This is a genomic window from Blautia sp. HCP3S3_C4 (assembly GCF_052064095.1).
In the GTDB taxonomy this organism is placed as follows: domain Bacteria; phylum Bacillota; class Clostridia; order Lachnospirales; family Lachnospiraceae; genus Blautia_A.
The window spans coordinates 69,043-84,094 of record NZ_JBQHWF010000005.1 but is presented as its reverse complement, the minus strand read 5'-3'; the positions used below and the strand labels follow the sequence as shown (position 1 = coordinate 84,094).

The 15,052-nt window shown below is 43.4% G+C and carries 13 protein-coding genes and 1 other annotated feature; of the genes, 3 read left to right on the top strand and 10 right to left on the bottom strand.

Features of this window, described 5'->3' with window-relative positions; genetic code table 11:
• Positions 1-10: 10 nt before the first annotated feature.
• The 5 genes from rpoB to ACTNC6_RS06515 form a co-directional block, all read right to left on the bottom strand.
• Entirely contained in the window at positions 11-3,877 is a 3,867-nt protein-coding gene (gene rpoB, locus ACTNC6_RS06535) for a DNA-directed RNA polymerase subunit beta (protein WP_019163100.1), read from the bottom strand.
• Positions 3,878-4,131: 254 nt separating this feature from the next.
• Positions 4,132-4,506, bottom strand: a complete 375-nt coding sequence (rplL, locus tag ACTNC6_RS06530; RefSeq protein ID WP_019163102.1) for a 50S ribosomal protein L7/L12 — start codon at positions 4,504-4,506, stop codon at positions 4,132-4,134.
• Between the two features lie 62 nt (positions 4,507-4,568).
• Entirely contained in the window at positions 4,569-5,078 is a 510-nt protein-coding gene (gene rplJ, locus ACTNC6_RS06525) for a 50S ribosomal protein L10 (protein WP_303242192.1), read from the bottom strand.
• A gap of 40 nt (positions 5,079-5,118) precedes the next feature.
• Positions 5,119-5,254 (bottom strand) — a sequence feature (ribosomal protein L10 leader region).
• Between the two features lie 87 nt (positions 5,255-5,341).
• A complete protein-coding gene (gene upp, locus ACTNC6_RS06520; protein WP_173744065.1) occupies positions 5,342-5,971 on the bottom strand; it encodes a uracil phosphoribosyltransferase in 630 nt (209 codons plus the stop codon).
• A gap of 94 nt (positions 5,972-6,065) precedes the next feature.
• Positions 6,066-6,248 (bottom strand): DUF6472 family protein, encoded by a 183-nt coding sequence (locus ACTNC6_RS06515; RefSeq protein ID WP_019163105.1) that lies wholly within the window; start codon positions 6,246-6,248, stop codon positions 6,066-6,068.
• A gap of 171 nt (positions 6,249-6,419) precedes the next feature.
• On the opposite strand from ACTNC6_RS06515, the gene ACTNC6_RS06510 reads away from it, so the two are divergent.
• The 3 genes from ACTNC6_RS06510 to ACTNC6_RS06500 all read left to right on the top strand — a co-directional run bounded on the left by ACTNC6_RS06510 (position 6,420) and on the right by ACTNC6_RS06500 (position 9,935).
• Positions 6,420-7,520, top strand: coding sequence for an FAD:protein FMN transferase (locus ACTNC6_RS06510; protein WP_441043534.1), 1,101 nt, complete (start codon positions 6,420-6,422; stop codon positions 7,518-7,520).
• 89 nt (positions 7,521-7,609) lie between these two features.
• Positions 7,610-9,148: a putative DNA modification/repair radical SAM protein gene (locus ACTNC6_RS06505; protein WP_441043533.1), complete on the top strand. Its 1,539-nt coding sequence runs from the start codon at positions 7,610-7,612 to the stop codon at positions 9,146-9,148.
• 22 nt (positions 9,149-9,170) lie between these two features.
• Entirely contained in the window at positions 9,171-9,935 is a 765-nt protein-coding gene (locus ACTNC6_RS06500; RefSeq protein ID WP_441043532.1) for a TIGR03915 family putative DNA repair protein, read from the top strand.
• 9 nt (positions 9,936-9,944) lie between these two features.
• Here ACTNC6_RS06500 and ACTNC6_RS06495 read toward each other — a convergent pair whose 3' ends face one another.
• From ACTNC6_RS06495 to cysD, 5 genes are all read right to left on the bottom strand, one after another.
• The gene (locus tag ACTNC6_RS06495) at positions 9,945-10,679 is read right to left on the bottom strand and encodes a hypothetical protein (RefSeq protein ID WP_441043531.1); all 735 of its coding nucleotides are present in this window, start codon (positions 10,677-10,679) and stop codon (positions 9,945-9,947) included.
• A gap of 146 nt (positions 10,680-10,825) precedes the next feature.
• Complete coding sequence (locus tag ACTNC6_RS06490) at positions 10,826-11,080, bottom strand: kinase (protein WP_303242186.1); 255 nt, start codon at positions 11,078-11,080, stop codon at positions 10,826-10,828.
• A gap of 142 nt (positions 11,081-11,222) precedes the next feature.
• A complete protein-coding gene (locus ACTNC6_RS06485) occupies positions 11,223-12,161 on the bottom strand; it encodes a DMT family transporter (protein ID WP_441043530.1) in 939 nt (312 codons plus the stop codon).
• A gap of 344 nt (positions 12,162-12,505) precedes the next feature.
• Positions 12,506-14,146, bottom strand: a complete 1,641-nt coding sequence (locus ACTNC6_RS06480; protein WP_441043529.1) for a sulfate adenylyltransferase subunit 1 — start codon at positions 14,144-14,146, stop codon at positions 12,506-12,508.
• A gap of 1 nt (position 14,147) precedes the next feature.
• The gene (gene cysD / locus ACTNC6_RS06475) at positions 14,148-15,047 is read right to left on the bottom strand and encodes a sulfate adenylyltransferase subunit CysD (RefSeq protein ID WP_019163124.1); all 900 of its coding nucleotides are present in this window, start codon (positions 15,045-15,047) and stop codon (positions 14,148-14,150) included.
• Between the last annotated feature and the right edge of the window lie 5 nt (positions 15,048-15,052).

Below are 15,052 nucleotides of genomic sequence, written 5' to 3'. Positions count from 1 at the left end.
TTCCCCTTTCTTACTCTTCGTCATCATCTTCAAAAGCTTCGTCCAGCTCTATGAAGTCATCATCCACATCTTCTTCATCTTCGTCGATGTCAACCAGCTCTTCACCGTCAAACTCCTGCTTTGTATAGCCATGTTTGCCGTAGTCTTCTTCTCTGTCGTGATGTCTTCTTGACTCTCCCTCAATAACAGAGCGAAGATCTGTATCGCCATAATCTACAGATTCCAGAAGATGTACTTCTGTATTGTCATCCTTGAGCACCTTCACATCCAGACCAAGAGACTGAAGCTCTTTTAAGAGAACCTTGAAGGATTCCGGAATACCCGGCTCAGGAATATTGTCACCTTTGATAATTGCTTCGTATGTCTTAACACGACCAACAACATCATCAGATTTCACTGTCAGGATCTCCTGCAGTGTATAGGATGCACCATAAGCCTCCAGTGCCCAAACCTCCATCTCACCGAAACGCTGTCCACCGAACTGAGCTTTACCACCCAGTGGCTGCTGTGTTACCAGAGAGTATGGACCAGTAGAACGTGCATGGATCTTATCATCAACCAGGTGATGCAGTTTCAGATAGTGCATGTGACCGATAGTTACAGGGCTGTCAAAATACTCGCCTGTACGTCCGTCACGAAGACGCACTTTACCGTCTCTGGAGATCGGAACACCCTTCCACAGTGCTCTGTGGGCTTTGTTCTCATCCAGATACTGCATTACATCCGGTGCTAAAATATCTTTATATTTCTCACGGAACTCTTCAAAGTCTTCTGTGTTTACATAGTCATTTGCAAGTTCCAGTGTATCCTGGATATCATTCTCGTTTGCACCCTGGAAAATAGGAGTTGCAACATTAAATCCAAGTGCTTTCGCAGCAAGGCTTAAGTGGATCTCCAGCACCTGTCCGATATTCATTCGGGAAGGCACACCCAGAGGATTCAGCACGATATCAAGAGGACGTCCATTGGGAAGGAATGGCATATCTTCTACAGGAAGTACCCGGGAAACAACACCCTTGTTACCGTGACGTCCGGCCATTTTATCACCAACGGAGATCTTTCTCTTCTGTGCGATGTAGATACGTACGGACTGGTTTACACCAGGTGACATCTCATCGCCATTCTCTCTTGTAAATACCTTGGCATCTACGATAATACCGTATTCACCGTGAGGTACTTTCAGAGAAGTATCACGTACTTCACGTGCTTTCTCACCAAAGATTGCACGGAGAAGTCTCTCTTCTGCTGTAAGCTCTGTCTCTCCCTTAGGAGTAACTTTACCAACAAGGATATCACCGGCACGTACTTCCGCACCGATACGGATAATACCACGCTCATCCAGATCCTTCAGTGCTTCATCTCCTACACCAGGAACATCACGTGTGATCTCTTCCGGTCCCAGCTTGGTATCACGGGCTTCACATTCATATTCTTCCATATGGATAGATGTATAAACATCATCCATAACCAGTCTTTCGCTCAGAAGTACAGCATCCTCGTAGTTGTAACCTTCCCAGGTCATGAATCCAATCAGGGGGTTCTTACCAAGGGCAAGCTCGCCATTGCAGGTAGAAGGACCATCTGCAATAACCTGTCCTGCCTCTACATGCTCTCCCTGGAACACGATTGGCTTCTGGTTGTAACAGTTACTCTGGTTACTTCTCAGGAATTTTGTCAGATGATAATCATCCTTTGTACCATCATCATTCTTGATGCTGATATCTGTAGAGGTAGAACGAAGTACAGTACCTGATTTCTTCGCAACTACACAGACACCGGAGTCAACCGCTGTCTTTACTTCCATACCTGTACCAACCACAGGAGCTTCTGTTGTCAGAAGCGGCACAGCCTGACGCTGCATGTTTGATCCCATCAGCGCACGGTTAGCATCGTCGTTCTGCAGGAACGGAATCAGGGCAGTAGCAACGGAGAATACCATACGAGGAGATACGTCCATGTAATCAAACATATGACGCTCATACTCCTGAGTCTCTTCACGGAAACGACCGGATACATTCTTGTGAACGAAATGTCCTTCTTCATCCAGAGGCTCGTTGGCCTGTGCTACATGATAATTATCCTCTTCATCTGCAGTCATATATACAACCTCGTCTGTTACACGAGGATTCTTAGGATCTGTCTTGTCGATCTTACGGTAAGGTGCTTCGATAAATCCGTACTGATTGATTCTCGCATAAGATGCAAGGGAGTTGATCAGACCGATGTTAGGACCTTCAGGAGTCTCGATCGGGCACATTCTTCCGTAATGAGAATAATGGACATCTCGAACCTCGAATCCGGCTCTGTCTCGTGACAGACCACCAGGTCCCAGGGCTGACAGACGTCTCTTGTGGGTCAGCTCACCCAGAGGGTTATTCTGATCCATGAACTGTGACAGCTGGGAAGAACCGAAGAACTCCTTCACTGCTGCAGTTACAGGTTTAATATTGATCAGGGACTGAGCAGAAATGCTCTCAGTGTCCTGAGTTGTCATTCTCTCACGAACCACACGTTCCAGTCTGGAAAGACCGATTCTGTACTGGTTCTGAAGCAGCTCACCTACCGCACGGATACGACGGTTACCCAGATGATCGATATCATCTGCATTTCCAAGGCCATATTCCAGATGCATATTATAGTTAATAGAAGCAAAAATATCTTCCTTTGTAATATGCTTCGGAATCAGATCATGGATATCTCTGTAAACTGCTGCGATTCTGTCTTCTAATGTATCATTTTCTTCCAGAATAGTCTTCAATACAGGATAGTATACTAATTCTGTAACCCCAAGCTTCTTAGGGTCTTCGATCTCCGGAAGGAAATGACGGATATCAACCATTAAGTTGGAAAGGACTTTGATTCTGCGGTCTTCTTCGCCCAGAATCCATACAAAAGGAACAGCACTGTTCTGGATCACATTTGCCAGTTCCTTGGTAACTACTGCGCCCTCTTCTGCCAGGATTTCTCCTGTGGATGGGTCTACAACTTCCTCTGCCAGCTTATGGCCCACAATTCTTCTGTTAAGATGAAGCTTCTTATTAAATTTATAACGTCCAACATGAGCAAGATCATATCTTCTCGGATCAAAGAACATAGCATTGATCAGGCTCTCTGCACTCTCTACAGCAAGCGGTTCACCCGGGCGGATTTTCTTGTATAATTCAAGAAGCCCTTCCTGATAATTAGTAGATGTATCCTTGGTAAAGCTTGCCAGGATCTTTGGCTCTTCACCAAAAAGCTCTGTGATCTCAGCATTGCTTCCCACACCCAGTGCACGGATCAGAACTGTAATCGGAACTTTACGGGTTCTGTCTACACGAACATAAAATACATCATTGGAATCTGTTTCATATTCCAGCCATGCTCCTCTGTTAGGAATAACAGTACTGGAGAACAGTCTCTTACCCAGCTTATCATGTGCGATGGCATAATAGATTCCAGGGGAACGTACTAACTGGCTGACAATTACACGCTCTGCACCATTGATGACAAAGGTACCGGTAACTGTCATAATAGGTAAATCTCCCATGAAAATCTCGTGTTCGTTGATCTCCCCTGTTTCTTTGTTAATCAGTCTCACTCGAACCTTCAAAGGTGCGGCATAAGTTGCGTCACGTTCTTTACACTGCTCGATGGTATATTTCGCATCCTTCTCGTCAAATGTAAAGTCGATGAATTCCAGACTGAGCTTTCCGCCGTAATCTGCAATCGGAGAAATGTCATCAAAGACTTCTTTCAGTCCTTCATCAAGAAACCATTTATAAGAATCTCTCTGGACTTCGATCAGGTTCGGCATTTCCAGGACTTCTTCTTGCCTCTGGAAGCTCATACGCATGCTTTTTCCAGTTTTTACAGAACGAATTCTGTTTTTTTCCATTGACGTTTCACCCCTGTTTTTTCTTTATATTTATTATAACATGACCCTTACTGTCAAAAGACAATAGGCATATCTTGCCATAATATAGCATTCTTCACTATAGCACAACAAGATACGCCTGTCAATCATTTTTTTCAAATATTTTATTATATTTTCCGGCTGTCTGTGTGCCTGCATCGCACAGACAGCCGCAGAGCAAAAATGCAGGAATGTCGAAACATTCCTGCATAAAATTCTTTTTATAAAGAAGATAATTATTTAAGGTTAACCTTAGCACCTTCTGCTTCAAGTTTTGTTTTGATATCTTCAGCTTCTGCTTTGGATGCGCCTTCTTTAACAACCTTAGGAGCTCCGTCAACCATTTCTTTAGCTTCTTTCAGACCTAAGCCAGTTACTTCACGAACAACTTTGATAACTTTAACTTTGTTTGGTCCAACTTCTGCAAGTTCTACGTCGAATTCATCTTTTTCTTCAGCTGCTTCTCCAGCTGCTCCAGCTGCTGCTACTACAACACCTGCTGCTGCGGATACACCGAACTCTTCTTCACAAGCTTTTACTAAATCATTTAATTCTAATACAGATAATTCTTTGATTGCTGCAATAAATTCTTCTGTTGTTAATTTTGCCATTTTAAATTCCCTCCATATAATATATTTTATTATTCGTTATTTTTTGTCCTGTTATTTCAGGATTATTCAGCTGCTGCTGCGTCAGCACCACCGTTTTTCTCAGCGATCTGATTAAGCACACGAGCAAAGTTGGTAATAGGAGACTGGATGCTTCCAAGCAGTTTTCCGAGAAGTTCTTCTCTGGAAGGAATGCCTGCCAGCGCCTGAATACCTGCCTGATCGTTATAGTTACCTTCAACGATACCTGCTACCAGCTCTAAAGCCGGGTTTTTCTTAGCGAATTTATCAAGGATTCTTGCAGGAGCAGTAGCGTCACTAGCAGAGATTGCCAGAGCGTTTGTTCCATGTAAGTGCTGGATCAGTTCTTCACACTGAGTACCTTCGAATGCACGATGCATCATTGTGTTTTTGTAAACCTTGTACTGTACACCAGCTTCTCTTAATTCCTTACGTAAAGCAGTATCCTGTTCAACTGTAAGACCGCTGTAGTTAACAAGTACTACAGATTCTGCCTCTTTCACGTTGCTGATAATTTCGTCTACGATTGGTTGTTTAAGTTCTACTTTTGCCATGAAATGGTACACCTCCTTATAGATTTTGTATACCGCTGCAATGAGTAAAGAAAAAGCCTTACTGCATGACAGTAAGGCTTGTGTAATCTCCATAAAAGAATACTTAGTCCTCGGTAGGCGGTTACATCCTTATGCCTTTCGGCACCTACTGTCTTCGGCAGCGTTCTGATATAAGATAGCATACGAAATTTGAGTTGTCAATAGTTTTTTACACTTTTTTCAATAGTTTTTTATAGCTTCCTTATTAGAAAGATGCATCTCCCTTACATTGTTCCGAAAATGCGGTCACCGGCATCGCCAAGACCCGGGCAGATATAGGCATGGTCATTTAACTCACGGTCAAGGTGGCCACAGTAGATCTGGACATCCGGATGTGCTTCGTGAAGGCGTTTCAGTCCCTCAGGAGCTGCTATGATACACATGAATTTAATGTTTTTTCCGCCCTGTTTTTTCACAAAGTCAACGGCTGCTTCTGCAGAGCCTCCGGTTGCAAGCATTGGGTCTACGATAACTGCAATTCGTTCATCAATGGATTCCGGAAGCTTGCAGTAGTATTCGTGAGGTTCATGTGTTACAGGATCGCGGTAAAGTCCTACGTGTCCAACCTTTGCAGACGGTACAAGTGTAAGGATGCTGTTTACCATTCCCAGACCAGCGCGGAGTACAGGGATCACTGCCAGCTTCTTTCCTGAGATCATGGGTGTCATACAGGTTTCAATCGGTGTTTCAATCTGCACATCTTCCACAGGAAGATCACGAAGGGCTTCATATCCCATAAGAATGCCGATCTCTTCTACTAATTTACGGAATTCATTTGTTCCTGTTCCTTTATTTCTCAGCATGGAGATTTTATGCTGGATCAGCGGATGATCCATAATATAAACGTTTTCCATTATCCTATTTCCTCTCTTGGTGGTATCCTATTTATTTTCTGTTCTCCTATTATAATGCATGGCATCGTTTTACAAAAGGGGGATTTTCATTATTTTACATTTGTTTACGTACGATACGATATTCATCACCCATCTTGAAGTATGGACACTGATGAAAATTTCCTGTAATGAATTTTACCATCTCATCCTCGTCCAGATTGACTTCACAGGTGTAGCATTCATAATCATCGTCATAACTGTAGTTTACACAGTATTCGCAGTTTACTGCATTGGACATAGCTAGAATCTCCTTTCTCAAAAGATACTTTTGCAACTTTTGTCATTTCTGATATACTTATAGCAGCAATTTCTATTCAACCAAATCAAAGAAATCCCTTGCTTCAATTGTGAAAAACAATAAGTAACAGGTGAGGCTTGCTTTTATCTGCTATAAAACGAGGTTACATTTATGTCATTATATCATATATCTGCAAAAAAATTTATAAAATGCTGTGTTTTTTCAATGTTCACAGCGTCTCTTATATTATGTCAGGCTGTTTTGTCCGGATGTTCGACACAGACAAAAAGCGGGGAAAATACAGCTGCGGATTCCCAGGAGCCCATCTCTTCCACTGCAATCAAACTGAATACCGCAGTTACAGTTACTATTTATGATTCCAAGGACAAAGACCTGCTCACCGAATGTATGAATCTGTGTGACAAATATGAAAAAGTATTCAGCCGCACTTCTGCTGACAGTGAATTATACAAATTAAATCACCGAAAGCTTACACCTGTGGAGGGAACGGAGGATACTTATCAGGTGTCGGATGATCTGGCGGAGCTGATTTCTGAGGGGCTTGATTATTCTGAATTGTCCAAAGGAGCTTTTGATATTGCCATTGAACCGCTGACCTCTCTGTGGGATTTCACTGCCGAAGATCCCCAGGTACCGAAGGACAGTCTGATTCAGGCAGCATTACCCAAATGTGATTATCACAATATTTCTGTTGATAAAGATAAAAATGAGATTACATTAAAAACAGACGATACTGCAATTGAGCTTGGTGCCATTGCCAAGGGTTATATTGCAGACCGTCTGAAGGATTATCTGGTTTCTCAGAATGTAAAAAGTGCAATCATCAATCTTGGCGGAAATGTTCTCTGCATTGGCGAAAAGCCGGACAATTCTGCTTTTAAGATTGGAATTCAGAAGCCGTTTGCAGACCGCAGTGAGACCATTGCTGTTATGGATATCAGAGATAAGTCCGTGGTTTCTTCCGGAATTTATGAGAGATGCTTTGAACAGGATAGCACATTATATCATCACCTGCTCAATCCCAAAACCGGCTATCCCTATGACAATGGATTGATCGCAGTTACTATTATTTCTGACCAGTCTGTAGACGGGGATGCACTGAGTACCACCTGCTTTGCCCTGGGTCTGGAGGACGGAGTGAAGCTGGCTGAATCCCTGGATGATGTACAGGCATTTTTTGTAACTTCTGATTATGAGATTCACTATACCAAAGACTTCCGGAAAAAAATTAAGGTTACGGAAACGGAATAGAAAATCATCATCACGAAGCGAATAAAGCCAGGGGAACAAATGTTCAAATAGTTCTTGCATTATCGAACATTAGTTTGTATAATAGGAATATGAATTCCATCACAGACAGCACTTATACCACCCAGGAGAAATTACAGATTCTGGCTGATGCAGCGAAATATGATGTCGCATGTACTTCCAGCGGTTCCAGCCGCCGGGGTAAGAAAGGAGAGCTCGGCAATGCGGAGGCATGCGGCATCTGTCACAGTTTTGCTGCAGACGGAAGGTGTATTTCTCTGCTGAAGATCCTGATGACCAATCACTGTGCCTACGACTGCAAATACTGCATCAACCGTTCCAGCAATGATGTACCCAGAGCAACCTTCACTCCTGAGGAGATCTGCCAGTTAACCATTGAATTTTATAAAAGAAACTATATTGAAGGACTGTTTCTCAGCTCCGGAGTCCTGAAGAATCCTACCTATACTATGGAAAAGATGTGCGAAACACTGCTGCTTCTCCGCACCAAATACCATTTCAACGGATACATTCATGTGAAAACCATTCCCGGAGCCTCCGACGAGCTTCTGGCTGCAGCCGGATATCTGGCTGACCGTATCAGTGTGAATATGGAGCTTCCCACCCAGGAAAGCCTGCACCTTCTGGCACCGAATAAGACCATGCAGAACATCCTGAATCCTATGGGAAAAGTGCAGAACACAATTGCCTCCCACAGAATAGCTGTGGGCAAATCTGCATATATGGACCGAAGCCGTGGAAATCAGTTTTTAAATCAGGGAATTTTTTCAGATAACTCCAAGAAAATATTCAGAGAAAAGCTTGAAAACCAGAACATGAATGCAAAGCTTAAAGCTGACAATGCTCCGACAAAGAATAGCCGAAATATATTTTCAGGCAGGGAAAACGAAATGTACAATCGAATTCTCACCTGGGAAAATGCCTGCCAGCTGGCACCCCGTGATATGTCTGATCTGAAACGTAGCTTTGCCCCTGCAGGCCAGAGCACCCAGATGATCATTGGCGCAACCGGGGAAAGTGATTATACTTTGCTGCAGACTACTCAGGCATTATATCAGGGCTTTGATCTGAAGCGTGTATTTTACTCTGCCTACATTCCACTGAATGAGGATAAGGTTCTTCCACAGATTGGCACACCGCCTCCTCTTCTGCGGGAGCATCGCCTGTATCAGGCAGACTGGCTGCTGCGCTTCTATGGCTTTCAGGCAGGAGAACTGTTATCGGAAGAGCAGCCAAACTTCAATGAATTGTTAGACCCGAAATGTGACTGGGCCCTGCGTCACCTGGATCAGTTTCCTGTGGATGTGGAGAGAGCCAGCTACCCAGTTTTACTCCGCGTTCCCGGTATCGGTCCAAAATCAGCCAGCCGTATTACCCACGCCAGACAATATGGAAGGCTGGATTTTGACAGCTTAAAGAAAATGGGCGTGGTGTTAAAACGGGCGCATTATTTTATTACCTGTGGTGGAAGACAGATGTATCATACTCCCATTGAACAGGAATACATCACAAGACAGTTAGTCACTGTAGATAAAAACGATCTGTGGAAGATCCGGCATTCCGGTGAATCCTATTCCCAGATAACCCTTGCAGATTTTGGAATAAAATAGAAATAATAAGAAGATAAAATTCATGAAAATTTTTACATGTCAGGACCGCCTTGAAGACATCATGACCTGCATCTATGATGCCTGGTCTGCTGCCCTAAAGGTGGGTCACAGTCAGATACAATTAAGAAAAGAACCTGTATTTCAACAGACAATGTTTGATGAGTATATCCACGTAGACGGAAATCCCTCCAAAGCAGAAAAAGTGATCCTTTCTATCCGCAGAGATATTTCCGAGGAAGCTTATCTGGATATCTACTATGCTTCCCTGTCTGCAGATGAAGATGCTCTACAGGCAATTTATAATTTTCTGAGGATAGGCTTCGCAGTGGGAAATACTGTAACCCGGTTATATACCAATCCTCATGTGGTAAAGCTTCTGGAAATCCGACGCAGGGTATCCAATGAAGCCCATCATTTCCGAGAATTTGCCCGTTTCCAGAGTCTGGATTTCAAGGTATATATCAGCCATCTGAAACCCAAAAATGATGTGATCATGCTGGTTGGCAGACATTTCGCAGACCGAATGCCCTCAGAACACTGGATGATCATTGACGATAACCGTAAAATTGCCTGTGTGCACCCAAAGGATGGCGAAAACTATCTGCGTTATCTTACGGAGGAAGAGTTTAAGACTCTGCAACAGACGGAAGCATATGAGGATGAATTCACTGATATGTGGAAAACTTTTTTCCATGCTGTCAGCATTAGACAGAGAGAAAATTACGTCTGCCAGAGAAACCTGTTCCCTATCTGGAAGCGGAAACATGCTGTGGAATTTAAAAATTAACAGCATGATTTATCCCCAAATCCCGCTCCTCTGCTCTTCCAGATGATCCAGTATGTAATTATAAATATCTATAGATACACTGTCCGGATAGTGTATTCCATCTACAGTTGAAAAGCCTTCAGATACCAGATGGGAATATACATCTATATAAGTAACTCCACTAAGGTTTGCCTGCATTGCTGCATTAAAGCTCTCTATCTCCCCATTGGTACAGTACGGATCATTCTGTACAGGTCCCACAGATACAAAATATATCTGGGCTCCACGGTTTCCCCATTCTGCTGCCTTAGAATTAATATAGCTGATATAATCATTAACATGATAGAGATCATTGACTCCCATCAGGATGATGACTGCTGTATTGTCCTCTATCTGATCTTCTACCTGCGGCACACCTGTAGACACCATCCAGTCATATCCCATGGAAGAAAGACAGGACCAGACACTGTCATCCCTTACCGCATCTCTCAGGCTCTCTGTCCTGGAATCTCCGATGAAAACAAGCTTATCTGCTGAAATCGTATCCGGGTGATCCGGTCTGCTTAATGTTCCCTGATCTGCCAGATCCGATACATCTTTTTCAGCAGTGTCCGGTACAGGTGTTGATGTTGGCTTCTGTGTTGGTACAGGCTCTGGTGTTGATATTGGTGTCTGTGTCGGTTTTACTGTCGGTGTGGGCGTAACTGTCAGGATTTTCGGCCGTGGCGGACCTGCAATCTCTGTTGCATACACATTTGAAAACATACAGGTAACCGCCAGACACACTGTCAATACTATCCATCTGGTTTGATCTTTTTTCGTAAATCTCACTCCTTTTCAGGTTTATGATCGCACTTTCTGCTACAGACATCCCGCCTGTTGCTTACTTCTGATCTTCACAGGACAAATACTTACATTCCAGGCAGCATATCCGGCCATGAAAGGATCTCGTCCGAAATAACATCCTCATAAGCACCCTCAATATCCTGGCTTCTGCCTGCTTCAAATACGTTTGTCTCAGCTCCCCAGACACGGTCCTCATATTCCCATATATGAAACCTCAGACCGCGGAACATAAAATCAATACTTCCGCACCCGTTCTCTTCCGTATATTCATAGTTAATATTTTTCGTTTCCAACGCTTTCTGTACTTTTTTCAGCCGCATAAAAATACCTCCATTCAACTGCTCAGCCCTGTTTTATAACAGTTTATACTGCAAAACCAATCCCAATATGCAATATTATACAAAATCAATTATAACACATTCTTTGACATAATGTGTAATATGCAATGTCTTTGTAGTATTCTTACTGATTCATTGTTTTCTTTGTAGGAATTGCCAGGATTATGATCGTGGCAATTACAAACAGAGTTCCGATCAAATCCGGTGTAGTGAAGCTAACTTTCATCCAGACTGCAGTTAATGCCATAGAGGCCACCGGTTCCACACAGGAAAAAAGGCTGGCTTTTACAGAGCCTATCATCTTTACCCCTGTCAGATACATGGAAAATCCTGCCATGGTTCCAAAAAGAATAATAAAGGCAAGTGCCATAAATGTTTCTCTGTCAAAAATCACCTGATAATCCCATGGACGAAATACAGCCATAAGTACTACACCTCCGATCAGCATTCCCCATGCCAATACCAGCGGTGTATCAAACTGTGCCTGCAGTCTTGCAGGTTTTACTGTATATATTACAACGGAAACTGCTGAAATCAGCCCCATGATCAACGCTTTCTGAGACAATGCCAAGGATGTAGGATTCCCGTGGGTTGCGATCAGAAAGATGCCTGTCACTGCCAGGATCACTCCCAGAACCTCTTTTTTTTCGGGAAGCCGTTTCATCCGCAAACATACCCAGACAACGATCAGGGCAGGTCCCAGATACTGGATGACTGTGGCTGTTCCTGCATTGGACCATTCAATGGTCTGAAAATAACTGTACTGACACAGCATCATTCCTGCCAGTCCATAGACAATAATATCTGTACAGTTTCTCTTACTTCTCCAGATGTCGAACGCTTTCCCCTTGTCCCTGATAACATAATAAAGCAACAGCAAAAGTCCGGCTGTCACCAAACGTATGGGAACCAGCCAGGAAGCCGTAACCTCTTTATTCTGAAATAAGAACTGACCGCATACGCCGGAAATCCCCCACAGGATTCCGCCTGTAATCGTCAGGATTGTTCCGGAAATTACCTCTTTCTTTTTGTTAATAAGTTTACTTTCATCCTTCGTTTGCATATTTCTATTATCTTTCCTGTCCGTATTATAGAATTGCTATAAGCACAATAGAGATCCCGTCACAGGATTTCATACTTCGATAAGTCAGAGCAAAATACATTATTTATGAAAATTACTGTAAACATCATTACCGGCACACAGCATTTTCATATAACCGAAGTATAATCCGCTGCTGTAACACTTGTCAAGAAAACAAAATACCACAGAGTTCGTTCTCTGTGGCATTTTATAACATTACCGTAAGTCTTTATCCACTGCTGACTGTTTTTTTGCAGCTTCTGCAGAAAGACTTATTTAACCGAATCAGGCAACAAAGCAGATTGCGAATATCTACCTGACTATGTTTAGATATAATTTCCGTCCTGGGCATTCTGTACTGCAAATGCAGATTTCTTCTTCACGAAATCAATAGCATCCTTTACGGTGATTCCGTCAATCTGCCAGTTTGAATAGAAACCATCCATATTTTTCAGTGTTCCATCCTTTGCAGTATTTTCATCAAGTACCAGAAGCACGATCAGTCCTGCTGCCTTAAGATGGCGGACAGTTTCTGCGTAATCCTCGCCTGCTGCCGGATGATACAAATAGGTATGTCTTCCAAGTACAGCCAGTCCTTTTTCTACCTGTTCTGCAAAATCCAGGGTAATTCCCTCCTTACCGATCGGGAATTCCACAACTACCGGTGTCTGACCTTTCAGTCCTGCACGAACCTGCTCGTCTACCTTGCCGATCTGGGATTTATCCTGGGAAACCAGTGTTTTTCTTACAACACCGCAGGCAGATGTCATATTTGTAACACGATCAATCAAGATCAGCTCGCCCAGAGTTCTGTGTTTGTCAAATTCATCTACTACGATCTTCTCTGAGAATTCCAGAGTGCAGGAAGCGATTTCGTTTTTCTTTAAAGTGTAGGCGTTTTTCTTTTCCCCTGTATTCACATCTACAGAATAGTTAATCTTTGTAACAAGACCAGGGATCATCTTGGTACCGATTTTTACAAAGAAGTTCTTGCCATCTGTAAGGGCGTTGTCATCCATCCAGAGGATATCTGCTTCCACAGAATCTGTAAGGACTGCACCGGAATCAATGGTAAGCACGCATCCACGGGAAACATCCACCTCTCTGTCAAGCTGAATGGTTACAGGCTGACCCTGCACTGCTTCTTCTGCTTCTTTATCACCGACCAGAATGCTCTTTACATGAGCCTCTTCTTTACTTGGAAGAGTTGTCACAAGATCACCCACCTTGACGGTGCCGTTCTCTATCTGTCCCTGAAATCCACGGAATTCATGGTTCGGTCTGCAGACTCTCTGTACAGGCATATAGAAACCTTTTTCTGTATCTTCTTTGATGTCTACAGTTTCCAGATGTGTAAGGAGTGCTTCGCCTGTATACCATGGCATGTTGTCAGATTTTGTTGTAACATTGTCCCCCTCTGTAGCGGATACCGGAATGATCGTTACATTGGCAAGCTTCAGCTCTTCGATCAGACCTGCGATCTGGTTCTCGATCTCGCGGAAACGTTTTTCATCGTAACCGATCAGGTCCATTTTATTTACTGCAAATACGAAGTAACGGATTCCCATCAGTGCACAGATTCTTGCATGACGTCTTGTCTGTACCAGCACTCCCTGGGATGCATCCACAAGAATAACTGCCAGATCTGCGAAAGATGCACCAACAGCCATGTTTCTGGTATATTCTTCATGACCTGGGGTGTCAGCTACAATAAAGCTGCGGTTGTCTGTTGTAAAATAGCGGTATGCAACGTCGATGGTAATACCCTGCTCACGTTCTGCCATCAGGCCATCCAGAAGAAGAGAATAGTCAATGGCACCGCCTCTGCTTCCTACTTTGGAATCCAGCTCCAGAGCTTTCTCCTGGTCTGCATAGAGAAGCTTTGCATCATAAAGAATATGTCCGATCAGAGTGGATTTTCCATCATCCACACTTCCGCATGTAATAAATTTCAATAATCCTTTCATTCTAGAAATACCCCTCTCTCTTTCTTCTCTCCATGCTGCCTGCTGCCTCGTGGTCGATCACACGGCTGGTACGTTCAGAGGAAACAGCACTTAATGTTTCATCAATAATCTCGTCCAGTGTATCTGCATCAGATTCGATGCCGCCTGTAAGCGGATAGCATCCAAGGGTACGGAATCTGACTTTTTTGTATTCGATTTTTTCATCCGGACGAAGCTTCAGTCTGTCATCGTCTACCATGATAATATTGCCGTCTCTGTAAATAACCGGTCTTTCCTTTGCAAAGTATAATGGCACGATTTCGATGTTTTCACGCTGAATGTACTGCCAGATATCTTTCTCTGTCCAGTTGGAGATTGGGAAAACTCTCATGCTTTCACCCTTCTGGATCTTTGTGTTGTAAAGCTTCCACATCTCCGGTCTCTGGTTCTTCGGATCCCATGCCTGGGCTGAGTTACGGAAAGAGAAGATTCTTTCTTTTGCTCTGGATTTCTCCTCATCACGACGGCCGCCGCCAAATGCTGCTGTAAATCCATATTTAGTCAGAGCCTGTTTTAAAGCCTGGGTTTTCATAATGTCTGTGTATGCAGAACCATTGTCAAATGGGTTGATTCCTGCCTTTACACCTTCTTCATTGGTATAAACCAGCATATCAATTCCGTTTTCCTTTGCGATTCTGTCACGGAATTCGATCATCTCACGGAATTTCCATGTGGTATCAATGTGAAGAAATGGGAAAGGTGGTTTCTCCGGGTAAAATGCTTTCAGCGCCAGATGGAGCATAACGGAGCTGTCCTTTCCTATAGAATAAAGCATAACCGGCTTTTCACACTCGGCTGCCACTTCCCGCATAATATAAATTGCTTCTGCTTCAAGCTCATCAAGATGAGATAAGTTACTCATTGCAT